This is a genomic window from Arthrobacter sp. SPT-J7 (assembly GCF_059089965.1).
In genome coordinates this window covers 1-22,085 of sequence record NZ_JBNHFF010000020.1, presented here as the reverse complement: position 1 = coordinate 22,085, position 22,085 = coordinate 1, and the positions used below count along the sequence as shown (strand labels likewise).

Below are 22,085 nucleotides of genomic sequence, written 5' to 3'. Positions count from 1 at the left end.
CAAATGCTGCAGTTCATCACCAAACGGACGGCCACCCTGGTGGCCGCCGTTGTGGTGTCCTCTTTTGCGGTCTTCCTGATCCCGTACTTCACGCCAGGTGACCCGGTGCGGAAAATCATCCGGTCGCGGGTGGCGGGGGACGCCGTCGACGAATCAGCGGTGCAGGACCTCAGCGAAAGCCTTGGCCTCAACGATCCCTTGGCGGTCCAGTACTTCCGCTGGCTCGGGAACTTCTTCAGTGGGGACATGGGCCTCTCCTTCGTCAGCCGCACGCCGGTGGCGGAGCAGGTGCTCCCAGCCCTCTCCGTCACGCTCAGCCTGGTTACCATGACGCTGATCCTGGCCGCCGCCGTATCGCTCCCCCTGGGGATCATTGCCGGACTGCGGCCCGGGAGCACCGCGGACAAGGCCATCACCGCCGTCACCCAGGCGCTCATCGCCATGCCGGAATACTGGGTTGCCCCCGTGCTGGTGCTGGTCTTCGCCCTGAAACTGTCCGTCCTGCCCACGGCTGGCTGGAACGACCCCTCGTCCGCCGTCCTGCCCGCACTGACGCTGGCCCTGCGTCCCATCAGCTTCTTCACTTCGGCCGTACGGGCCGGCATCATCGACGCCGCAGCCGCCGAACACGTGCCGGCCGCCCGGGCACGCGGACTGAGCCAGGGCCAGGCGATACTGCGGCACGTGGTGCCGAACGGCCTGGTGCCGCTCTCCACCCTGTTCGCCGTATGGTTCGCAGGCCTGCTGGGCGGGTCGGTCATTGTGGAAGTCATTTTCGCCGTGCCCGGCATGGGCAGGCTGCTCTTCGACGCCGTCGTCAACAGTGACATCCCGCTCGCGCAGGGCGGCGTGGTGGTAGTGGTGGCCCTCGCCGTCGGCGTGACCACGCTGGCCGATTTCGTGCACCGGTTCCTCAGCCGCACGGTAGCAGCTTCCCTTGCGTAAACGGTTCAACGTCACCACGCTGGCCGCAGCCGTGCTTGCCCTGATTGTGCTGGCCGTACTGCTTGCCCCGTGGATCACGCCGTACCCGCCCGCCGAGCAGAACCTGGCCGAACGCCTGGCACCGCCCTCGGCCAGGCATTGGCTGGGAACGGACAACCTGGGCCGGGACACCCTGAGCCGGGTCCTTGAAGGCGGCAGGTTCTCCATGTCCGTAGCCGCACTGGCCACGCTGCTGACCTGCCTTCTGGGGGTGGTCATCGGCATCCTCAGCGCCAGGCGCCGGGGCTGGGTGGATGAATTCCTGACCCGCACCAATGACGTCCTGCTGGCATTGCCGGAGATGGTGGTGGCGCTGTTCATCGTGGCAGCACTGGGTACGGGCTTCGGGCCGCTGCTGCTGGCGCTTGTGGTCACCGGCTGGACGCCCTTCGCCCGGCTCGCCCGCACGCTGGCCTACGACGTCTCGGCCCGGGGCTTCGTTGACGCTGCCCGCGTGGTGGGCTGCACGCCGTCGTTCATTATCTTCAGGCATGTCCTGCCGCACCTCGCAGCCCCGATCCTGGGCCAGGCGACGCTGCGGTTCGGGCACCTGCTCATCAGCGTGGGCGCCCTCTCCTACCTGGGTCTGGGCGTCCAGCCGCCGCAGTCGGACTGGGGCTCCATGCTGGCAGCGGCCCAGCCCTTTGCGGACCGGGCCCCGCTGGGGATCCTCGCTCCTGGCCTGGTCATTTTCACGGTGGCCCTTTGCGTGACCCTGATCGGCCAGCGGGCAGCCCACATGGCCGCGGCGCCGCTGCTCATGCCGCAGATGGCGGAAAAATGAGCCCTGTGAACGTGGGCCTGGTCCTGGATGACCTGCAGGTTGGCCACAAAAATCCCGACGGCGGGACTTGCGGCAGACCCCTGCTGACCGATGTCTCCCTGTCCGTGGAGCCTGGCGAATTTGTGGCCCTGGTGGGCAGTTCCGGTTCCGGCAAGACGTTGACCGCGATGTCCTGCCTGCAGCTGCTGCCGCCCGGCCTGGGCATCACCGCCGGTTCCATCCGGCTTGGGGACCTGAATCTGACCCGCGCCTCCGAGCACCAGCTCAACTCGGTGCGCGGCGGCCGGCTCGGGATGCTGTTCCAGCAGCCCAAGCGTATGTTCAACCCCAACCGGACCATTGAGCAGCACCTCAAGGAACCGCTGGGCCTGCATGCCGGCCTTCGTGGTTCCAAGGCGCGCAGCAAGGCGCTGCAGTTGCTCGAGGAGGTTGGCTTCGCCGATCCTGCCAAAGGAATCCGCGCCTACCCGCACCAGCTTTCCGGCGGTATGGCGCAGCGGGCCATGACGGCCCTGGCCCTGGCCGGGCAGCCCGGGATGCTGCTGGCGGACGAGCCGACGTCGGCGCTGGACAAGGTGCTGGAGCGCCAGATCCTGCAACTCCTGGACAGGGAACGCCGGGAACGAGGCTTGGGCATCCTCTACATCACGCACAACATCGCGTCTGTTGCCGCCTACGCAGACCGGGTGCTCGTGATGAACTCGGGCAGCATTGTGGAGGCAGGTCCCGTTGGTGAACTCCTCACCCGGCCCAAGACCGCCTACACCCGCGAGCTGCTGGCGGCCGCGCGCCTGGCGCCGGAGTCCCGCCGTCGTCCGCCCTCCAGGGAGCGCGACATCCTGGTGCTGGACGGCGTAGGCAAGCACTTCGGATCGCGGCGGAAGCTGGGCCACGCCGCACTGCAGGACGTTTCCCTGACCCTTAAACGGGGGGAGATCCTGGGTGTGCTGGGCCAGTCGGGATCCGGCAAGAGCACTCTGGCCAAGGCCATTGTGGGCCTGGAGGCGGCGAGCACAGGCACGATCACCCGGCAGCTGGACAGTGCGGGACCGCGTGCAGCTACCGCCGTGCAGCTCGTCTTCCAGGAACCGCACGGCGCCTTTGACCCGCGGATGACGCTCCGCGCCAGCCTGCAGGCTCCACTTCGCCCACATCCCGGCCTTTCACCGGAACAGCGGGACGAGCGCATTGCCGCCGTGTTGGCCGAGGTGGAGCTGGATGCGGCATTGCTCGACAAGCGGCCGGGCGAGTGCTCTGGCGGGCAGCTGCAGCGCGCCACGATCGCGCGGGCCCTGCTGCTGGAACCGCAGGTCCTGATCTGCGACGAAGCCACCTCGGCACTCGACGCCCTCACGCAACGCACCATCCTGAACCTCCTGCTGCGGCTGCAGCGTGAACGGAACCTGTCCCTGATCGTCATCTCGCACGACATGGATGTAGTCCGGTACATGTGCGACCGGGTTGCCGTCCTGTTGGAGGGGCGCGTCGTCGAGGTGGCGGAAACCAAGGACTTCTTCGCGGCGCCCAGGCACCCGCACAGCCAAGCGCTGGTTGAAGCCTCGATCCCGTGCCGCGCGGACGGCTTGTGGAGCGTACTGGACGTGGCGAAGCCCTAGGTGCGCTAGGGCCGGCCGGTCTCCAGCACTGATGCCAAGTCGAAGTTGACGGGCTCCTCAAGCTGGGCATACGTGCATGATTCCGGGTCCCGGTCCGGCCGCCAGCGGTTGAACTGCGCCGTGTGGCGGAACCTGTCGCCTTCCATATGGTCGTACCGGACCTCCACCACCAGCTGCGGGCGCAGCGGTACGAAAGAGAGGTCCTTGCCGGCGCTCCAGCGGCTGCCTTCGGCGTTGCGCGGGGTCCTCTCCCCTTCCTCCTGCTTGCCCCATGCCCACGGATGGCCGTCAAAGTCCGTGACCAGCGGCTGAAGCTGTTCGTACAGCTCCTGCCGGCGCTTCATCGGGAAGGCACCGATTACCCCGACGCTGGCCAGGCCGCCGTCGTCCTTGTACAAGCCGAGCAGCAGGGAGCCGATGGCGTCCGGTCCGCTCTTGTGCAGCCGGTAGCCTGCCACCACGCAGTCGGCGGTGCGCTCGTGCTTGGTCTTGAACATCACCCGCTTGTCCGGCTGGTACCGGCCTTCCAGCGGCTTGGCCACGATGCCGTCCAATCCTGCCCCCTCGAACTGCCGGAACCACTGTTCGGCCGTGTCCTTGACCGTGGTGGCGGCTGTGAGGTGGACAGGGGCTTTACTCGCCGCGAGCGCCTTCTCAAGTGCCGCCCGCCGCTCGGTGAAGGGCCGGTCCCTATAGTCGTCGTCATCAAGGGCCAGCAGGTCGAACGCCACAAACGAGGCAGGTGTCTGGGAAGCGAGCAGTTTAACCCGGCTCGCGGCGGGATGGATGCGCTGCTGCAGGGCATCGAAATCCAGCCGGTCCCCCGAGGCGCCCACCAGGATAATTTCCCCGTCAATCACGCAGCGCGCCGGCAGGTTTTCCTTCAGCGCCGCCACGAGCTCCGGGAAGTAGCGGGTCATCGGCTTTTCGTTGCGGCTGCCGATCTCCACATCATCGCCGTCCCGGAAGACAATTGACCGGAAGCCATCCCACTTTGGTTCATAACTGAGGTCCCCTTCCGGAATGCCGCTGACGGCTTTGGCAAGCATGGGCGGGACGGGCGGCATCACGGGAAGTTCCATGTGCCCATTCTTGCCCGGAGGCAGCCGCCCGCGGAACCCCACAGCCCTCAGGGAAGTCCGGGCTTATCCGGCCAGCAGCCAGACGACCAGGATCAGCGCCGGGGCTGCTGCCGCCGTCGAGAGGAGAATCGTTTCGCGGGCCACCGCCACTCCGCGCCCGTATTTGCCCGCAAACAGGAACACGTTCTGCGCTGAGGGAAGCGCCGCCATCAGCACCACGCCAAGGAGCATGTGCTGGTCCAAGTTGAACAGGAAGCGTCCGACGACGAACGCCAGCGCCGGCATCACCGCGGACTTCAGCGCGGTGGCCGTAAGGATCTCCGCTGTGTGCCCGCCGCTTTGCAGCATGCGGGTGCCATGCAGCGACATGCCGAAGGCCAGCAGCACCACCGGGACCGCCGCGCCCCCCAGGAGTGTTAACGGCGCCATCACCGGACCAGGAAGTTCCACGCCCAACGCGGCCAGCACCACGCCCAGGAGGGAGGCGATGATCATGGGGTTCCGGAACGGCTGCGTGAGCAGCAGGCGGGGCGAAAACCGGCCGGCCTCGGAGAGATCAAGCACGGTAAGGACCAGCGGGGCGAACAGAAGCAGCTGGACCAGCAGGACAGGGGCTACGGGAGTTGCATCACCCAGGGCGTACAGCGTGATGGGAATGCCGATGTTGTTGGCGTTGACGTAGGAACTGGCCATCGCACCGATAGTGGTCTCGGCGAGTGGCCGCCGGAACCACAGCCGGCTGGCCAAGACATACAACAGGGCTGTGGCGACCGCCGTTATCAGCGCCAGTGGGACGTACGCGGAAAAGACCACGGTGAGGTCCGATTCCAGGACCACTGTGAAGAGCAGGACGGGGTTGGTGATGAAGAAGGCTGTACGGGTCAGCGCCGAAACCGTTGGCTCACCGCCCAGCCCGCACCGTGCGGCTAGGTACCCCACTGCAATCACGACGCCGATCACCGCCAGCCCGATCAGCACACCGCCCACGAGTGGTACTTCCTTCCAGTTCCGCCGCCTGCGCAGGAGCTCCGGGAAGCGCAGTACTACAAGTTACAAACTTATCTGACAAGCGGCTTGCACCCGGCATGCCAAAACTGCCCGGTGATGCAGGCCAGAAAAACCTCGACACAGCACCACGCCGGACGGTAGAGGTTAACGATGGTTACTGTCGGCTTCCACGCCTCCCACGAACAGATCAGTCCCGGCCAGCTGCTCAAAGACGTCCAGCACGCGGAACGTGCCGGTTTCGACGCGGCCATGTGCTCGGACCACATTGAGCCGTGGTCCGTACGCCAGGGCCATTCCGGGTTCGCCTGGTCCTGGCTGGGCGCCGCGCTGGCAACCACCAATCTCCGCTTTGGCGTGGTGACGGCGCCGGGCCAGCGGTACCACCCCGCCATCATCGCCCACGCCTCGGCCACCCTTGCCAGCATGTTCCCGGGCCGCTTCTGGTTCGCTCCCGGCAGCGGCGAGAACATGAACGAGCACATTACAGGTGACGGGTGGCCGGCCAAGGACATCGGCCAGCGCCGGCTGGAAGAATGCGTTGAGGTGATCCGGCGGCTGCACCGCGGCGAGGAGGTCACCCACCGCGGCCTGGTCACCGTGGAGCAGGCACGGATCTGGGACGTCCCGGACAATCCACCGCCCCTTATTGCTCCTGCAGTCAGCGTGGACACTGCCCGCCGGGCGGCGTCCTGGGCGGACGGCCTGGTCACGGTGAACCAGCCTACGGACAAGCTAAGGGAGATGCTGGCTGCGTACCGGGACAACGGCGGGCGGGGCAAGGCGGTGCTGCAGGTGCATTTGTCCTGGGCCGGAAACGAGGATGAAGCAGTTGCCGTTGCCCTCGACCAGTGGCGGACCAACACCTACGGCCCGCCCATCCCCTGGGACCTCCCCACGGCCGGACATTTCGACTTGGTGGGCGAACACGTGACAGATGACCAGGTCCGTACAACAGTCAACATTTCAGCAAGCCTGGAGCAGCACGTGGACTGGCTCGCCGGGTACGCGGAGCTGGGCTTCGACGAGCTCTACCTGCACTTCGTGGGGCAGGAGCAGGCACCCTTCATCGACGCGTTCGCCGCAGACGTCCTCCCGCAGCTGCGTACTCACGGCGGCACCACGGCCGGTACCCCCGCTGAGCCGCAGCTTGTCACCTCCGCTGCCGAAGCGGCGTCGGGCACCCCGGCATGAGAATCGCCGAAACCTCCGACCTCTGGTGGAAAAACGCCGTGGTCTATTGCCTGGACGTCGAGACGTTCTTTGACGACGACGGCGACGGAACGGGCGACTTCGCCGGCCTCACCCAGCGCGTGGACTACCTGGCCGCCCTGGGTGTGACCTGCATCTGGCTCATGCCGTTCTACCCTTCGCCCGACCGGGACGATGGGTACGACGTGACGGATTTCTTCACGGTGGACCCCCGGCTGGGCACCATGGGTGACCTGGTGGAGTTTATTCGGGCGGCAAGGGACCGGGGCATGCGGGTCATCGCGGACTTCGTGGTCAACCACACCTCAGACCAGCACCCGTGGTTCGTTGAGGCCCGGAAATCCACGGACAACCCGTACCGGGACTTCTACGTGTGGCGGAGCGACACTCCCCCGGACACGTCCTCACAGGTGGTGTTTCCCGGCGAGGAAACCTCGCTGTGGACCCAGGATGACGCCACCGGGGAGTGGTATCTGCACATGTTCGCCAAGCACCAGCCGGACCTGAACGTGACCAACCCCGGAGTGCGGAATGAGATCGCCAAGGCCATGGGCCTATGGCTGGAACTGGGGCTGGACGGCTTCCGGCTGGACGCGGTGCCCTTCTTCCTGGAGACCCGCGGCCAGCCCAAGGACGAGGCCGCCAACCTCGATCCGCACGGCTACCTCACTGCGCTCCGGAGTTTCGTCAGCCGCCGGAACGGCAGCGCGGTGCTGCTGGGTGAGGTAAACCTGCCATATAGGGAACAGCTCGAGTACTTCGGCGGCCCAGACGGCAACGAGCTGAACATGCAGTTCGACTTCATGACCATGCAGCACCTCTATCTGTCCCTGGCCCGGCAGGATGCACGGCCGCTGGCGGAGACGCTGAAGAGCCGCCCGCCGCTCCATCCGGACAACCAATGGGCCATGTTCGTGCGCAACCATGACGAGCTCACCCTGGACAAGCCCAGCGACGGCGAGCGCGGGGAGGTGTTTGCCGCCTTCGGGCCGGACAAGGACATGCAGATCTACGGGCGGGGCCTGCGCCGCCGGCTTCCTCCGATGCTGGGCGGCGATCCGGAACGCCTTCGGATGGTGTACTCGCTCATGTTCTCCCTCCCGGGCACCCCGGTGCTGTTCTACGGCGAGGAAATCGGCATGGGAGAAGACCTCCGGCAGAAGAGCCGCGCCGCGGTACGCACCCCCATGCAGTGGAGCGATGCGAAAAACGGGGGATTCTCCACCGCCAACACAGCGGACCTCGTCGTGCCGCTGGTCCGCGGGGAGTACGGCCCGGAAAAGGTGAACGCCGCAGCCGCCAAGCGCGACCCCAACTCGCTGTTCAACTTCATGGCGACCCTGATCAGCCGTTACCGGGAATCCCCGGAGCTGGGATGGGGCGCGTTCAGCATCATCGACCAGCCGGAGCCGGCGGTCTTCGCGCACACCTCAAGCTCGGACGGCGGCACCCTGGTTCTCCTGCACAACCTCGGCGAGGAACCGGTGAAGGTCGCCGGCATGGTTGGCCCGCAGGACGGGCCGAGGCAGGGGTTCAAGGGCGCAATCCTGCTGGACCTGTTCAACGGCGACAATGTGGCTTTGGAGTCCGACGGCGGCTTCACGGTTGAACTGGGCCGTTACGGTTACCGCTGGTTCCGGGTGCACGGAAAGGGGGACCGGCTAGCGCCTTGAGTGCCAGGACAAGGGGCGCCTGCGCGGCCGCCGGCAACAGAGACCTCATGCCACACGAGGCGGTCGTGGGTTTCGGACTTGTTGCATTGGTTCGACGCGAGCAGCCGTTGCCAGCCTTGCTTCCGATTGCTGTTGCGGCCGCCTTGCTGGTCAGGATGTAGTCGGCAGCCGCCGGTCTGATCGTTCCTTTGGCCGCCATGCGGCAACGGCAATCCAGACAGTCCAAGCCAGGATCAGGACATATCCAACCAAAATTGCGAAGGTGTTGGTATCGGAGAAGCCCTCGACGCCGAGCACCCAGCTCTGGACGATGTAGGTGAGGCCAGAGAGCGCCATGAGGTACCCGACTACTTTTGGCAGCCTTGCCGTGAGCGCAACTGCAATGCCAAGCAACACCAAAGCGAAACCAAGCATTAGGGTGTGATAACTCCTGGTACCCCACTCGATCCAACGGACCGCCTCAGCATTGACGAAGCGAGCCTCAGCTTCGGTCTCAGATGCGCTGACCCATGCATCAACTGCATGCTTTAGTGCGACACCATCGACGGCCTGAAGAACTCCATAAAGACCGAGGGCTAAAGCGGCGAAAACGGCACCCAGCCGTGCAGCCCAGATGGCGCCTGCCTCTCGGATATCCAGAGCGAAGTAGAGTACAAGGAGTCCTGCAACAAATAGTGCCACGCCAACGAGCTGCCCGAGATGAACAATATTCCAGCTGGCGCTTGCTGCGTATTCGGCGAAAATAACCCGATGGTTGTTGGCTGGCCCGCCCGGATGAAGAAGGGTCATCGTTACGTACCCAACGAAACCCACGATCAGCAGCACGGCAGCAAGGCGGAGCGGCCTCTTATGATCCTCACTTGTTTCCTGATCCTCAGAGCGGGTAACGCTCAACTTTTTCATTATGATCACCAGCTTTTGGAATTTTGACTTCCGGCGGCGCGACGCAGGACCGCCCCACAATTAAAGCGCCGCGTAAGGAGACGCGGAAGACGATTGGCATGATCAATGTAATTAGGGGTGCCCCTAATACCGGTGTTTCCCCATGCCGCCGTCAATCGGGTAGTTGCAAGAGCTTCCCCGTTCCACTGTGATGGCCAGTCGGGAGCCAAGGGATTCCTTCGTAACAACCTGAGAGATACGGGCCTCAAAGTCCAGGTTGCCTTCCACGAGTTCGGACGACAGTTTGGACGCCGTCAGCGGGCGGAAGCCGCCCGCAACAGGCGTTCGGATTCAGCCAGGATCCGTTCTTTCACAGGAGGGGACACCGTCACCGTCCGGCGGCCGTCCTGCTCCTCGTCGCGTATGCCCACCGCCAGGGCGCTCATCAGCTCTGCGTCCTCAGCGGTGGCAAGGTCGCTGCCGATGAGCTGGACCAACACCTTCAAGCCGGCAAGGCGGCGCTGCGGGTCGGCGTCGTTCAGTGCGGAGTCAATGGCCCATTGCGCCCGCTTCCACCATTGGTCCCTCCTGTCTGCCCGCGACCGCTGCCGGTATGTCAGGTAGGCCACCAGGACCACGCCGAACGTTGCCAGCGGCGCTATCGCCGCCGCCCCCAGCAAGGCCGCTCGGATCCCTTCAACGATCTCCATGGCACCACCTTAGGTCCCGGTCGTCGCGGACCGCCGGTGGGAAACACTTCCGGCTTCAAGAACTAACCGGCGGCTAACCGCGAGGAAACCCGGGCGCAACATTGGCCATCCACACTTGGTAGTGCAAGCAAGAGCCGGCACCAGCTCCAGCCAGGAGGCCCCGCCATGTTGAAGGAAGCAGCAGCCAATGTAACCAGAGTCCGCGCCCTGGACCAGCTCCACCGCGGCGATGAAATTGAAGCCCGGCTCTCGGTGGGCCCTTCCTACGATGACGTAGTGGTCCGCCGCGGCAGTGTCCAGGAGACCGCTCCCGGCATCGGCGTGGTGTGGATTCTGGACCGGATCACCGGCCAGCGGAAAGCCATCAATACGGACGAATGCAGCGTGTGGCGGATTGCCTAACGCACGCTCCTGGCAGCGGTGCCTTCCACGACATATCGCTCCGCGAGGGCGGGTGTAGTCAGTAAGGACTGCCCGCCGCCCGCGAAGTACGAGGCCCGGACTAGCCGCGTATCAGCCGCCGGCCACTGACTGGATGACCAGCACTTCCTGGCCGGGTGCCACTTCGGTGTCCAAGCCCTGCAGCCGTCGCACTTCGTTGCCATCCACATAGACATTCACGAAGCGCCGCAACGCTCCCGTCTCGTCACGCAGCCGCCGGGCCAGCACAGCGAAGCCGGCGGTAACGGCATCGAGCAGTTCCGCAACCGTCACGGGCCCGTCGGCGGGCGCAGTCAGTAGGGACTGCCCGCCGGCCAAGGGCTGAAGGATGCTTGGAAGAACAACGGTGATACCGGGCGCAGCAATGGCTCGCCCGCTGCCACCATCCATCGGCGTCGCGCCCTGGCCTGACACGCTGCCCCGCAACGTGCTGTCAGCCACCGGCCACCACTGCCGCCCGCACGCACAGCACATCCGGCAGGTGGGCTGCCACCTCGGTAAACGTCTCCCCCTCGTCCGCACTGGCGTAAACGGTGCCCCCGCGGGTGCCGAAGTAGACGCCCGCAGGCTCCGCTGTATCCACAGAGGCGGCATCCCGCAAGACGCTGTTGTACTCACCGGTTGGCAGCCCGTTGCTGAGCCTCTTCCAAGTGCCGCCGGCGTCGTCCGTCCGGTGGACTGCCAGCTTGCCGTTGGGCGGGATGCGTTCGCCGTCGGCCTTGAGCGGTACAACCCAGGCAGTACCTTCCCGGCGGGGATGGGTCAGCATCACGAATCCGAAGTCGGCAGGCAGCCCCTCTGCGATGGAGTTCCAGGTTTCAGCGTTGTTATCCGTGCGGTAGACGCCGTGGTGGTTTTGCGCATAGAGCCGGCCGTCGACGGCGGCGTCCGCGGCTATCTTGTGCACGCACTGGCCGAATTCAGGGTTCGGGTCGGGCATGAAGTAGGCCGAAATGCCCCGGTTCCGCGCCTCCCAGGAGATGCCGCCGTCGAGCGAGCGGTAGACGCCGCCGGTGCTCATCGCCACGTGGACGGTTTCGCGGGACGGGTGGACCACGATGGAGTGGGCAGCGGCGCCGCCGTAGCCCGCGCCCCATTCGCTGCGGTGGGGGTGGTCCCACAGGCCGCGGTTAAGTTCGAAGTGTTCGCCGCCGTCCGTGGACTTCCAGACCGAGATGGGCTCCGCTCCTGCCCAAACTACGCCCGGACGGGACTCGGCGTCCGGATAGATCTGCCAGATCCGCTCCAGTGCGGCGCCGGTGTCTTCCGGGAACCTGATGGCGCCCTGCTCGGGCTCGGACCACGTCGCGCCGAGGTCATCCGAGTGCGCCACAGTTGGCCCCCAATGCTCGTTCCGCACCCCGACCATGATCCGTGTGCGGCCGTTCCGGGTGTCAATCCCAATGCTGGGAATCTCGCTCATCAGGAAATGCGGGCCAGTCAGGGACCATTGGCGCCGGTCCTGGCTGGCGCCGAGCCACAGGCCCTTTTTGGTCCCGATGGCCAGGACAAAGCTCTCTTCGGTTGTCATGCCCACCATGCAACCACCGCCCCGGGCGCCCCGCAACGGTTTTCTTGGTTGCAGGGGCAGCCCCGGCGGCTGCTAGTCCACGAACTCCGACTGGGTTTCGATGAAGTCCCAGTCCGCCACCGTCAGGACGGCCGCCGGGTTGTCCGAATGCGGTCCACCTGCCTCCGCGATGCCTTGCAGCACGGGAAGCGGAAGCTCCTCAGCCCGAAGGTTCTCCCGCAGCCATTCCTTGCTCGCAAGGTCCAGGTCCAGCCACCACATGAAAATCTCCATGCCTCCACTCCCTTTCGTCGCTTGGTTCAACCGTAGGCGCGGGCACCGCGGGCTTCAAGGTATTGCGGCGGCACCAAGTGGTGCGTCCGTTGTTTCGCGTACCGGCAAGTAACCTGGCCGCCGGGAGCAAGCGAAAGACGAGTACCCCCTACTCGCGACTGGCAACAGGGGCCCACCCTAGCCTGAAAACTCAAGCAAGCTGACCGTGCTGCTGGGGCATTCGGCGCATTCGCTGGTCCTCCTCGCCATGGTCCGTTTCACATCGAAAGCTGGGGAGAATCATCATGAAACGAGCCATCACGACGTTGGGGGTGCTGGGCCTGGCGGCGTTTGCCGTCGTGGCTCCGGCCGTAGCTGACGGCGGATCCGACGACGACAAGATTGCCGTCTGCCACGCCGGTTCGGGCTCCAATTCCGGGCACTTCACCATGAACATGATTGCCCTCCCGGGGCTGAACGGCCATGACAACCACCCCGCGGACATCATCCCGCCAAACGACGAGTTGAAGTACGGCCAGAACTGGGACGCTGCGGGGAAGGCCATCTACGCCAACGGGTGCGTCGTCCCCCCGGTCGTGGATAAACCCGCCGAGAACCCGCCGGTCATCAACCCACCCGCCGAGAACCCGCCGGTCATCAACCCACCCGCCGAGAACCCGCCGGTCATCAACCCACCCGCCGAGAACCCGCCACGCGAAATCCCACCCGCCGGACCTCCGGCGGTCCAGCCGACCGTCGTCGTGCCGGACCAGCTGGTGGCCGTCCAACCGCATGTGCGCGCCCCCCAGCCGGCAGCAGTGGCCCCCGCTACCGGAGCCCCTGCCAACACCAGGCTGGGAACCAACCAGGGCTACAACGCCCAGACTGCGGTCGGCGGCTCGTGCAGCTCAGCTTCCTGGTTGACGGGCTTGGGGGCACTGTTTGCAGCGGGGGCCGCAGTAGCGTTTCGGCGCAAGTCCCGCACGCTGCCCCTGGCTGGCTGAGCCGCAACACGCGGCTACCTGACAGGAAGGCGTCCCGCCAGTGCCCGGCGGGGCGCCTTCCTTCCTACCCAGTTGCCAGTGGTGAGGAGCAGCATGTCAAAGAAGCGAAGCCGGCACGCGGCCCCAAAGGGGCGCAGGTGGAGGCGCTGGAACAGGGGTGACCTGGCCATTCTCCTGTGCGGCGTCCTTGCCTTTTTATCCATCACGTTCGGGGCCCCCTTGTTCCATCAGGCGCAACTCACCGCCGGTGGAAGCGGAAGGGCGGTCGAATCAACCCCTTTCCCCATCAATTCCGCCGAACCTGCACCGACAGCCGTAATGGGGACACCGGAAGGAGAAAAGTCAGCCCCGGCGGATTCCCCTGCCCACCAGATCCCGGCTCGTGCCCTTCCGGCAGCGGCGCAACCGGTGCGGATCCGGTATGCGTCTGCTGCCCTCGATGTGCCCGTGCATGCCCTGGAACTGGACGGTGCCGCGCAAGCAAGTCAAACGATTGTGCCGCCGGTCACCAAGGACGGTTACTGGCTGGCCCAATTCGGCACCCCCGGGCACGCCTCCACCAACACCACGTACGTCATCGGCCACAGCTGGGAAGGCGAGGAGGCGCCATTCAACCACCTGAGCTCAGCAGTCACCGTGGGCGACCGCTTTGAAGTGGACACCTCTACCGGCACCATCACCTACGAAGTGGACAGCATGACGACGTACCTGAAGGACAGCCTGAAGGACAGCCCCATCTGGGACATCGTGCCCAACCGGCTGGTCCTGATCAGTTGCTACACCCAAGATCCCTGGGGCAAAAACGTGGTGGTTACGGCTTCGCCTGCCACCCCCTGACCATCCCTGGCGTAATGCCGCTGTTCAAGAGGGTTCACCGAGGCTGAAAATAAACTATGTCAGAACACATGCGCGGTACTTCTCCCCTCCTGGTGGGCGTAGCCCCCAAGCAGCATCCGGAGGTCCTGCAAACTGCCGCCGACCTCGCTGCGAAACTGGGTACCCGCTTGCTTTGTGCCTACGTTGACGAGGCCAGCTACCTGGTGGAATGGGATCCGGCACGGTCCGCCCACCGGCTCTCGCTCCACCCGGACGATGATGCGGAGAACATCGGCGGCGTGACGATGGAGCTCAAAGCCGCCATCGAAGCTGCGGTGGCCCAAGTGCCGCCCGGCACCGCGGCTGCCGAATGGACTCTTCAAACCCTCACAGGCGATCCTGCCCGTGCCCTCGCCCAACTCGCCGCCGAAACCGACGCGCCGATGATCATCGTGGGCACCTCTGAGCGAGGATTCTCCCACCGCCTCGCGGAAGCACTCAGTGGATCGGTAGGCGCCTGGCTCACCCACCACCAGAGCAGGCCGGTACTCATCGTCCCGTACCGGATGCCTGCCCACGAAGACCGGCCGTGACCTAAAAAAGTTCACGCGAAGGCACCAAAATAGAGGCAAAGAAAGTAAAGCGAAAGTAGTTATTCCGGGTGCTGGCGTAGTGGACTACCAGCCAGTAAGCTGATTCAAGCAGGCCGGTTCCACAGACGTGGAAGTTAGCCTTGCCCAAAAGCTGCTCCGGAGTGCGTATCCCCCAATAACGCACTCCGGAGCTTTTTTGTTGTCCGAGGATCGTCATCGGCACCTGAATTCATACCCCCTAGGGGTACTTGCGCCGATACCCCCAAGGGGTATATCGTCGAAGCATGAGCACAACCGATGAAGCATTGACGGAAACCACCGCGGACCAAGCGACACAGGGCCAGGTGGCAGCGGAACATGGTTACACCGGGAACAAGGATGCCTACCTCCGCCGACTCAAGCGCATCGAAGGCCAGGTGCGTGGAATCGCGCGGATGGTGGATGAGGACAAGTACTGCATCGACATCCTCACCCAGGTATCCGCCGTCACCAAGGCGTTGCACGCCGTCAGTCTGGGACTTGTCGAAGAGCACATCGGCCACTGCGTGGTGGGCGCAGCCTCTGAACCGAACCCCGAACTGCGCGCAGAAGCCATCGACGCGAAGGTCAAGGAAGCAGCCGACGCCATCGGCCGGCTCCTCCGCTAGCAGCCCACCTCCCCCGGATGCCGCCAAGCGCCACCATCGAAGCCTTCCCAATAGCAAGGAGCAGCACATGAGCACCATTTCTCCCACCACGACCACCGTCAGCGTTTCGGGAATGACCTGCGGGCACTGCGTCTCGGCAGTCAGCGAAGAACTCGAGGCCCTCGCGGGCGTAGAGGCAGTGGACGTCGAGCTCAACGCCGGTGGCATTTCCACCGTCACCATCACCTCGACCAAAGAACTGTCACCTTCGGAAATCGGCGAAGCCGTAGCGGAGGCCGGTTACCTGGTCGTTGCCAACGAAGCCTGATCCATCAACTTGGGGAGCCGCATGAGCAACCAGGAACTTCTCCAGCAGCCCGAAACCCGGGTGGTGGAACTCGATATCGAGGGCATGACCTGCGCCTCCTGCGTCAACCGGGTGGAAAAAAAGCTCGGCAAGCTTGACGGCGTACAGGCCCTGGTCAACCTGCCCCTGGAATCCGCCCACGTGACCGTTCCGGCTGACGTAACGGACGAGCAGCTGGTGGACACCGTGGAGGCGGCAGGCTACAAAGCGAAAATCCGGCAAGCCGCTCCGGTGATGGAAACGGAACCCGTCGCCGGTGGCACCGCGGTTGGTGACCGTGGCACCGGAAGAATGCTTCGCCCGCGCCTGATCCTCGCCGCCGTCCTTACGGTACCGGTGTTCCTGATTTCCATGGTCCCAGCTTTCCAGTTCCCGCAGTGGGGTTGGGTGGCGGCCATTCTTGCCCTGCCGGTAGTCACTTGGTCGGCGTGGCCGTTTCACCGGGCAGCTGCCATCAACGCCCGCCACTTCGCCTCCACCATGGACACACTGGTATCAATTGGCGTTGCCGCGGCGTACCTTTTCTCAGCCTGGCAGTTGTTCTCGGATCCCCTGATGACCCAGCACCCGGGCATGGAGGCAATGGAGCAGGGCGGCCTTTACTTTGAGGTCGCAGCAGTGGTCACCACGTTCCTGCTTCTTGGCCGGTACCTGGAGGCCAACGCCAAGCAAAAGGCCGGCGACGCCCTGCACGCCCTCCTCAGCCTCGGCGCAAAGGACGCCACCATTCTGCGCGATGGCACTGAGCAGCGGGTCCCTGCCGAACGGCTCCAAGCAGGCGACGTCCTGGTAGTCCGGCCGGGCGAGAAGATCGCCACCGACGGCGTGGTGACCGAAGGGACGTCAGCCGTGGACGCCTCACTGGTCACGGGCGAATCAGTACCGGTGGAGGTAGGCCCTGGCAGCCGCGTCACCGGCGCAACCATCAACACCTCCGGCCGCCTGCTGGTCAGGGCCACCCGGGTGGGTTCGGAGACCACGCTCGCCCAAATGGCGCGGCTTGTGTCCCAGGCGCAGACGGGCAAGGCCCCGATTGCCCGCCTCGCGGACCGGATCAGCGCAGTATTTGTTCCGGTGGTCCTGGCAATCGCCGCCCTCACCTTCGTGCTCTGGCTGCTCGTTGCAGGAGCGGACGACGGAGGCCTGCGTTCGGGTTTTACTGCGGCCGTCGCGGTCCTGGTGATCGCCTGCCCGTGCGCGCTGGGTCTCGCCACTCCCGTCGGCCTGCTCACGGGGACCGGCAGGGGCGCTCAGCTGGGCATCCTGATCAAGGGCCCGCAGGTGCTGGAGGATACACGTACTGTGGACACCATTCTTCTGGACAAGACCGGCACCGTCACCACCGGGGTGCTGGCAGTGGAGTCCACCTTTGCTTTCGACGGGTTCGGGGAGCGCGAGGTGCTGCGGCTGGCCGGCGCCGTGGAAGCGGCTTCAGAGCACCCCATCGCCCGCGCCATTGCTGCCGCGGCAGTTGCCCAGGAAGCGGAGGCAACCACCCAAGCAGCTCCCGACGGCGCGCAGTTGCCGTCGGTGCGGAACTTCCGTTCCGCTCCGGGCGGCGGTGTCGCCGGAACAGTCGAGGGCCGGCTGGTAACTGCCGGGCGCACCGGCTGGCTGCAGGAAAACGGCATCGCCATAACGCAGGAGCAGCTGGAGGTGCTGGCAGCAGCGGAAGCCGCGGGCTCCACCGCCATCTGGCTTGCCGTGGACGGTGCCACTGCCGGCATCATCAACCTCACGGACACCATCAAGGACGGTTCTGCGTCCGCGGTAGGACGGATGAAGGCCCTGGGCCTGCGGCCCCTTCTGTTGACCGGCGACAACGCTGCCGTGGCTGCCCAGGTGGCTGCCGCCGTCGGCATCAATCCCTCAGACGTTTATGCAGGGGTCCTGCCCGAGGGCAAGGTGGAGGTGGTGCGGAGGCTGCAGGCCAGCGGGGCCACGGTGGCCATGGCCGGGGACGGCGTTAACGATGCTGCTGCTCTTGCCCAGGCTGACCTCGGCATTGCCATGGGATCCGGCACCGACGTTGCCATCGAGGCTGCCGATCTCACCGTCATGGGCAATGACCTCTCGCAGGTGGTGCAGGCCATCGAACTGTCCCGCAGGACGCTGGCCACCATCAAAACCAACCTGTTCTGGGCGTTCTTCTACAACGCCGTGGGCATACCGGTTGCGGCCTTGGGGCTGCTCAACCCGATAATTGCCGGCGCCGCGATGGCGGCGAGCTCGGTCTTGGTGGTTGCGAACTCGCTGCGGCTGCGGAGCTTTGGAAAAAAGGCGAAGGATTCGGGCCCGAAGGCGAAGCCTCAGGCGGCTCCGTAGCGCACTGCGGCACGAGCCTTGGCCTTGGCAGCCTCCGTCTCCCGGTCCTTGGGCGGGGCCTGCGACACCAGCGAATCCAGGAGATGCTGGGTGATGTGGGCAATCTCGTGGACGGCCTCCTCAAAGGCTTCCTGGTTGGCCTTGGACGGCTTGGTGCTTCCGCTGACTTTGCGCACATATTGCAAAGCTGCGGCGTGCACTTCCTCCGAGGTGGCGTGCGGTTCGAAGTTGTGGAGGGTTCGGATATTCCGGCACATACAGCCATGCTAGGCTCTGGGGCGCCTGGGATCGACCCCTCCAGCAAGGGTTTGCTTGCCCGCGTCCATGGGGAGCCCGGCATGGGCAGGGGTGCCCATCGACACTGTTTCGAGGCCCGGGGTAGGTTTAGGCACCCGGGCGACCGGCGCGGGCTAAGGGACGGGTTCGACGTCGTTCGCGTGTTCCAGCGGGGACACCACCTTGGGTGTTTCCGCCCCACCCACCGGGGCAGCAGGTGAGGCAGGGCTCCGCAGTTCGTCGAGCCGGACCAGGATGACGCCGCCTACGATCAGCGCGCCGCCCAGGAGCTGGATGGCGCCCGGGAGTTCGCCCAGCAGCAGCCACGCCCACACCACGGCAAAGAGGACCTCGGTGAGCGACACGAAAGACGCCACCTTCGAGCCCAGGGCCCGGGCGGCCATAATGCCGGAAACGTACGCCAGCACTGTGGCCAGGACCACCAGCCCGACCAGCGAAACCCACCACGGAGCCACCCACGGGCCGAGCTTGGTGTCGGCCGTGCTGAAGGCCATGGGCAGCAGGCCGGTGGCCGCCGCGAGCCACATGACGGCGGCCCCCACCAGGAGTCCGCTGGAAGCCAGGACGATGGGCGGAAGTGAGTCGTTCTCCTTGGCTGTGATGAAGAAGTAGATGGCAAGGCACACTGCCGCGGCCATGCCCCAGAGGACCCCCACGAGGTCGATTTTCACCGCGCCCGTGAGATCCAGGACCAGGACCAGGCCGGCGAGGGAAAGCAACGTTCCCCCGAAGGTCAGCAGCCGTGGCCGCTTCCGGCTGGCCGCCCAGAGCCACAGCACAATGATCACCGGAGCGAGGTACTCGAGCAGGAGTGCCACGCCCACGGAAAGCCGGGCAACGGCGTTGAAGTAGAACAACTGGCAGGCTGCAACGCCGATCAGGCCGAACAGCAGGATGGTGATCCAGTTATCCCGGAGCTGGTGCCAGCGGCCGCGCAGGGCGGGAACCGCAGGAATGGCGAGGATCAGGGCAGCGCCGGTGAGCCGGGCAGTGACCGCAGCTCCAGGGGACCATCCTGTTTCCAGCAAGGCTTTGGCAAAGGATCCGGAAAGGCCAAAAACGGCAGACGAAAACAGTGCAATGCCGATGCCGGAGGCGAGGAAACTGCGTTTGTCTGCCAGCACCCTCAGGCCGTGGGTGCGATCGCTTGCGGCAGACATCGCTGCCTCCTGTCAGGAGTAAAGTGGGGTTATGGTCATGACAGTACGGGACGGCGCTGTAAGGAGTCAAGATGGTTTTTGCTCCTGACACTGAGCTGGCTCTGCGCAGCGTGGTGAATCTGGTCAATTCGGCCGCCAACGGAAGCGAGGGCCTGGCCTCCGCGGAGGACCTGGACCGCTTCCTGGCAGCGGAAGGAATCAGCGGATCGCGCACCCGGGAAAACGACGAACTGGCGAGCGTACGCCGACTACGCCAGCAGCTCGCCGCGCTGTGGACCGCGGACGAAGACTCTGCGGTGGAGACAGTCAACCGCTTGCTGAGGGAAGCCAGGGCCCTGCCGCAACTGGTGAAGCACGATAACTGGGACTGGCACCTTCATGCCACCACTTCCGAAGCCCCGCTGGTGGACCGCATGAGCACGGAAGCGGCCATGGCCCTGGCCGATGTGATCCGAAGCAAGGAGATGGACAGGATGCGGATCTGCGAGTCGGAGGATTGCGATGCTGCGGTCCTGGACCTCAGCAGGAACCGGTCGAAGCGGTACTGCGATACCGGCAACTGCGCCAACCGCGCGCATGTTGCGGCGTACCGGGCACGCCGCAGCGGCAACGAGTTGGATGCCTAGCGCAGGCCCTGGGTGCCGGACTCGTCAGGGGAAGCCGGGTCCTGCGGGCCAGCGGCCCCGAAGCCGTGGGGTTTTTTTGGAGCTGAGCTGAGGTTCACGCCCGACCCCTTGCCCAGGTAATCGGCGTTGTCCTTGTGGCTCATGGAGAGCATCGCGGCAATTACCAGGGTGACAATGAAGGCAATGCCGGCAGCGGTGAAGGCCAGATCGAAGCGGGGGGCTCGCGCGCTGCCGCCGGAGGCGAAAATTACGACGGCGACGAAGGCGATCACGGCCCAGAATGCGGAGAACATCAACGGGCCCTTCACCGAGGTCCGCATCTTGCGCGGATTTCCTGGTCGCTGGTCTGCCACGGTGATTCCTCCCTGCAGGCGGCGCACCGGCCGGCCTGGGTTAATGTCTTTCGGTAGTACGCCCGGCTATCTTCTACGAGAAGTAGAACCGGACAACTCCTAGTTTACGGGTTTCCCGCTTCAGTGCGGGCATCGTGCCGGATGGTCAGCCCGGCAAGGGCCCAGAGTACGCCGGAGATTATGGCCCCGCCGCCGGCAACGCCCAGCAGCGCATGCGCCCCGAGGCTGATAAAGAAGGGCAGGATGATTGCCGTGCCGAGGCCAATGATTCCCGAGGCAATCCAGTCCCGGGCCAGCACGTGCCGGCCTCGGAATGTCAGCCCACAGTACAGCTCCAGGGCTCCCGTCACGCCCAGACCGAGGGCGGCAATCACACCGAACAGGAGGTCCCCATGCAGCACTACCAGCGCAAATCCAGCGCCGGCAAGCACGGAGCCGGCAGCGGAAAGCGTTTTGCCCGTCCTGCTGTCCCGCTGGAATCCTGTTGCCGGAATACCCCACATCAGGAGCAGCCCGGTTGCCAGCAGGTAGAGCCCGCCGGACCAGCCCATAACCTCCACGGACGGCGCCGCCCAGAATATGGTGACGGTCCCAAAAACCAGCGCCGCTGCGGAACGGAGCAGCACCGGCTTCCACAGGTCAGCCGTGGGAGCCGTTCCGGAAGCAGTACCAGCGGGTGTTCTCGGTTGGGTCACCGGTCCAGTTTAGTGGGGCACCGGGCTACGGCGAACCCAGCACCATCCAGTGGTCTGACCGCGCACGGGCGCCGAGCGTGAGGGCACGCGCCGCCATGTAGCCCAAGGCAAAGGCTGTCCAGAGCCAGCCCAAACCTGCCGCGCCCCCTGCCCCTGACAGCGCTACGGCAACCAACAGTGGCGCGTACACGGCCAGGTTAACCACCCCTGCGAGCGCAAGGTACTTGGCGTCACCGGCGCCGATTAACACCCCGTCCAGCACAAAGACATAACCCGCTAGGGGCTGGCCCGCGGCAAGGATCCATAGGGCGACGGCCAGGACTCCGTGCACGTCAGGATCGGAGGTGAAGACGGCGCCCGCCCAAGGTGCGGCCACCGCCAGGAGCGTGCCGGTAACCGTTCCGAAACCAAGTCCCCAGCGGGTCATGGTCCGGGTCAGGAGCCGTGCTTTTGTAGGGTTTGCAGCGCCGAGCTCCTTGCCGATCAACGCCTGCGCGGCGATGGCGAGGGCATCCAGGGCGAAGGCCAGGAAGGAAAAGATGGTCATGGCCAGTTGATGGGCCGCGAGGTTGGCCGGCCCCTGCGCGGTCACCACCACGACCGTCGCCAGGATGGCCACTCGGAGGCTGAGGGTCCGCAGCATCAGCCAGGAACCAACGCGCGTCATGCTCCGAATGCCACGCCAGCTTGGCAGGAGGCTGACGCCGTTGCGCTGGGCGTTCCGCTTCACCATCACCAGGTAGACGGCCGCCATGGCCCACTGGGCCGCGCTGGTGCCCACGGCGGAACCGGTGACGGACCAACCCAGGCCGTAGACCAGCCAGAGGTTCAGGACGATATTCAGTGCGAACCCGGCGGTGGCCACCACCAGCGGGGTACGGGTGTCCTGCAGGCCGCGGAGCAGCCCGGTACCGGCAAAGATGAGCAGCATGGCCACCAGCCCCGGCATGGACCAGCGAAGGTAGTCGACGGCGAAAGTGCGCACCTGGCCTTCCGCCCCCAACAGGCCAATCAAGGGGTCTGCGGCCAGGAAGCCGGCCACGGCAAGGAC

At 65.4% G+C, this 22,085-nt stretch carries 26 protein-coding genes; 13 read left to right on the top strand and 13 right to left on the bottom strand.

Annotated elements, in window-relative coordinates:
* The first annotated feature begins 3 nt into the window (after window positions 1-3).
* From AC5RWX_RS18610 to AC5RWX_RS18600, 3 genes are read left to right on the top strand one after another with little or no spacing between them, the layout of a single operon-like run.
* Entirely contained in the window at window positions 4-945 is a 942-nt protein-coding gene (locus AC5RWX_RS18610; protein WP_494097809.1) for an ABC transporter permease, read from the top strand.
* The gene (locus AC5RWX_RS18605; RefSeq protein ID WP_494097808.1) at window positions 938-1,768 is read left to right on the top strand and encodes an ABC transporter permease; all 831 of its coding nucleotides are present in this window, start codon (window positions 938-940) and stop codon (window positions 1,766-1,768) included. The genes AC5RWX_RS18610 and AC5RWX_RS18605 overlap by 8 nt, the downstream gene beginning before the upstream one ends.
* A complete protein-coding gene (locus tag AC5RWX_RS18600) occupies window positions 1,765-3,384 on the top strand; it encodes an ATP-binding cassette domain-containing protein (RefSeq protein ID WP_494097807.1) in 1,620 nt (539 codons plus the stop codon). Before AC5RWX_RS18605 ends, AC5RWX_RS18600 begins: the two co-directional genes overlap by 4 nt.
* Before the next feature lie 5 nt (window positions 3,385-3,389).
* On the opposite strand, the gene AC5RWX_RS18595 is transcribed toward AC5RWX_RS18600, so the two are convergent.
* A complete protein-coding gene (locus tag AC5RWX_RS18595; RefSeq protein ID WP_494097806.1) occupies window positions 3,390-4,466 on the bottom strand; it encodes an ATP-dependent DNA ligase in 1,077 nt (358 codons plus the stop codon).
* 63 nt (window positions 4,467-4,529) lie between these two features.
* Window positions 4,530-5,453: an AEC family transporter gene (locus AC5RWX_RS18590; protein WP_494097805.1), complete on the bottom strand. Its 924-nt coding sequence runs from the start codon at window positions 5,451-5,453 to the stop codon at window positions 4,530-4,532.
* A gap of 171 nt (window positions 5,454-5,624) precedes the next feature.
* On the opposite strand from AC5RWX_RS18590, the gene AC5RWX_RS18585 reads away from it, so the two are divergent.
* Together AC5RWX_RS18585 and AC5RWX_RS18580 are read left to right on the top strand one after the other, a co-directional pair.
* Window positions 5,625-6,665 (top strand): TIGR03885 family FMN-dependent LLM class oxidoreductase, encoded by a 1,041-nt coding sequence (locus AC5RWX_RS18585; protein WP_494097804.1) that lies wholly within the window; start codon window positions 5,625-5,627, stop codon window positions 6,663-6,665.
* Entirely contained in the window at window positions 6,662-8,356 is a 1,695-nt protein-coding gene (locus AC5RWX_RS18580) for an alpha-amylase family protein (protein WP_494097803.1), read from the top strand. The genes AC5RWX_RS18585 and AC5RWX_RS18580 overlap by 4 nt, the downstream gene beginning before the upstream one ends.
* Window positions 8,357-8,506: 150 nt before the next feature.
* Here AC5RWX_RS18580 and AC5RWX_RS18575 read toward each other — a convergent pair whose 3' ends face one another.
* Together AC5RWX_RS18575 and AC5RWX_RS18570 are read right to left on the bottom strand one after the other, a co-directional pair.
* Window positions 8,507-9,259 (bottom strand): hypothetical protein, encoded by a 753-nt coding sequence (locus AC5RWX_RS18575; RefSeq protein ID WP_494097802.1) that lies wholly within the window; start codon window positions 9,257-9,259, stop codon window positions 8,507-8,509.
* 293 nt (window positions 9,260-9,552) lie between these two features.
* Entirely contained in the window at window positions 9,553-9,948 is a 396-nt protein-coding gene (locus tag AC5RWX_RS18570; RefSeq protein WP_494097801.1) for a hypothetical protein, read from the bottom strand.
* A 165-nt stretch (window positions 9,949-10,113) separates the two neighbouring features.
* Between AC5RWX_RS18570 and AC5RWX_RS18565 the strand changes: the two genes are divergently transcribed.
* Window positions 10,114-10,350, top strand: coding sequence for a hypothetical protein (locus AC5RWX_RS18565; RefSeq protein ID WP_494097800.1), 237 nt, complete (start codon window positions 10,114-10,116; stop codon window positions 10,348-10,350).
* 111 nt (window positions 10,351-10,461) lie between these two features.
* Here AC5RWX_RS18565 and AC5RWX_RS18560 read toward each other — a convergent pair whose 3' ends face one another.
* The 3 genes from AC5RWX_RS18560 to AC5RWX_RS18550 all read right to left on the bottom strand — a co-directional run bounded on the left by AC5RWX_RS18560 (window position 10,462) and on the right by AC5RWX_RS18550 (window position 12,193).
* Window positions 10,462-10,779, bottom strand: coding sequence for a MoaD/ThiS family protein (locus AC5RWX_RS18560; RefSeq protein ID WP_494097818.1), 318 nt, complete (start codon window positions 10,777-10,779; stop codon window positions 10,462-10,464).
* Window positions 10,780-10,822: 43 nt separating this feature from the next.
* Window positions 10,823-11,929: a WD40/YVTN/BNR-like repeat-containing protein gene (locus tag AC5RWX_RS18555; protein ID WP_494097799.1), complete on the bottom strand. Its 1,107-nt coding sequence runs from the start codon at window positions 11,927-11,929 to the stop codon at window positions 10,823-10,825.
* 63 nt (window positions 11,930-11,992) lie between these two features.
* Window positions 11,993-12,193 (bottom strand): hypothetical protein, encoded by a 201-nt coding sequence (locus tag AC5RWX_RS18550; protein ID WP_494097798.1) that lies wholly within the window; start codon window positions 12,191-12,193, stop codon window positions 11,993-11,995.
* A gap of 284 nt (window positions 12,194-12,477) precedes the next feature.
* On the opposite strand from AC5RWX_RS18550, the gene AC5RWX_RS18545 reads away from it, so the two are divergent.
* From AC5RWX_RS18545 to AC5RWX_RS18535, 3 genes are all read left to right on the top strand, one after another.
* Window positions 12,478-13,176: a hypothetical protein gene (locus tag AC5RWX_RS18545; protein WP_494097797.1), complete on the top strand. Its 699-nt coding sequence runs from the start codon at window positions 12,478-12,480 to the stop codon at window positions 13,174-13,176.
* Between the two features lie 93 nt (window positions 13,177-13,269).
* The gene (locus AC5RWX_RS18540) at window positions 13,270-14,013 is read left to right on the top strand and encodes a class F sortase (RefSeq protein ID WP_494097796.1); all 744 of its coding nucleotides are present in this window, start codon (window positions 13,270-13,272) and stop codon (window positions 14,011-14,013) included.
* Between the two features lie 56 nt (window positions 14,014-14,069).
* Complete coding sequence (locus AC5RWX_RS18535) at window positions 14,070-14,585, top strand: universal stress protein (RefSeq protein WP_494097795.1); 516 nt, start codon at window positions 14,070-14,072, stop codon at window positions 14,583-14,585.
* Between the two features lies 1 nt (window position 14,586).
* Here AC5RWX_RS18535 and AC5RWX_RS18530 read toward each other — a convergent pair whose 3' ends face one another.
* Complete coding sequence (locus tag AC5RWX_RS18530; protein WP_494097794.1) at window positions 14,587-14,802, bottom strand: hypothetical protein; 216 nt, start codon at window positions 14,800-14,802, stop codon at window positions 14,587-14,589.
* Between the two features lie 67 nt (window positions 14,803-14,869).
* On the opposite strand from AC5RWX_RS18530, the gene AC5RWX_RS18525 reads away from it, so the two are divergent.
* From AC5RWX_RS18525 to AC5RWX_RS18515, 3 genes are all read left to right on the top strand, one after another.
* Window positions 14,870-15,232: a metal-sensitive transcriptional regulator gene (locus AC5RWX_RS18525; RefSeq protein ID WP_494097793.1), complete on the top strand. Its 363-nt coding sequence runs from the start codon at window positions 14,870-14,872 to the stop codon at window positions 15,230-15,232.
* Between the two features lie 67 nt (window positions 15,233-15,299).
* A complete protein-coding gene (locus AC5RWX_RS18520) occupies window positions 15,300-15,539 on the top strand; it encodes a heavy-metal-associated domain-containing protein (RefSeq protein WP_494097792.1) in 240 nt (79 codons plus the stop codon).
* Window positions 15,540-15,560: 21 nt separating this feature from the next.
* Entirely contained in the window at window positions 15,561-17,903 is a 2,343-nt protein-coding gene (locus tag AC5RWX_RS18515; RefSeq protein ID WP_494097791.1) for a heavy metal translocating P-type ATPase, read from the top strand.
* Here the strand turns inward: AC5RWX_RS18515 and AC5RWX_RS18510 are convergent.
* The gene (locus AC5RWX_RS18510) at window positions 17,888-18,160 is read right to left on the bottom strand and encodes a DUF2277 domain-containing protein (RefSeq protein WP_079598081.1); all 273 of its coding nucleotides are present in this window, start codon (window positions 18,158-18,160) and stop codon (window positions 17,888-17,890) included. The two genes, AC5RWX_RS18515 and AC5RWX_RS18510, sit on opposite strands and share 16 nt — an antisense overlap.
* A gap of 153 nt (window positions 18,161-18,313) precedes the next feature.
* A complete protein-coding gene (locus tag AC5RWX_RS18505) occupies window positions 18,314-19,360 on the bottom strand; it encodes an EamA family transporter (protein WP_494097790.1) in 1,047 nt (348 codons plus the stop codon).
* A 71-nt stretch (window positions 19,361-19,431) separates the two neighbouring features.
* Between AC5RWX_RS18505 and AC5RWX_RS18500 the strand changes: the two genes are divergently transcribed.
* Complete coding sequence (locus tag AC5RWX_RS18500; RefSeq protein ID WP_494097789.1) at window positions 19,432-19,986, top strand: CGNR zinc finger domain-containing protein; 555 nt, start codon at window positions 19,432-19,434, stop codon at window positions 19,984-19,986.
* Here AC5RWX_RS18500 and AC5RWX_RS18495 read toward each other — a convergent pair.
* From AC5RWX_RS18495 to AC5RWX_RS18485, 3 genes are all read right to left on the bottom strand, one after another.
* Window positions 19,983-20,339, bottom strand: a complete 357-nt coding sequence (locus tag AC5RWX_RS18495) for a hypothetical protein (protein WP_494097788.1) — start codon at window positions 20,337-20,339, stop codon at window positions 19,983-19,985. The genes AC5RWX_RS18500 and AC5RWX_RS18495 overlap by 4 nt on opposite strands.
* A 104-nt stretch (window positions 20,340-20,443) precedes the next feature.
* A complete protein-coding gene (locus AC5RWX_RS18490; RefSeq protein WP_494097787.1) occupies window positions 20,444-21,034 on the bottom strand; it encodes a hypothetical protein in 591 nt (196 codons plus the stop codon).
* A gap of 25 nt (window positions 21,035-21,059) precedes the next feature.
* Window positions 21,060-22,085, bottom strand: a 1,026-nt coding sequence (locus AC5RWX_RS18485) for an MATE family efflux transporter (protein ID WP_494097786.1), incomplete at its 5' end; no start/stop codon positions are given.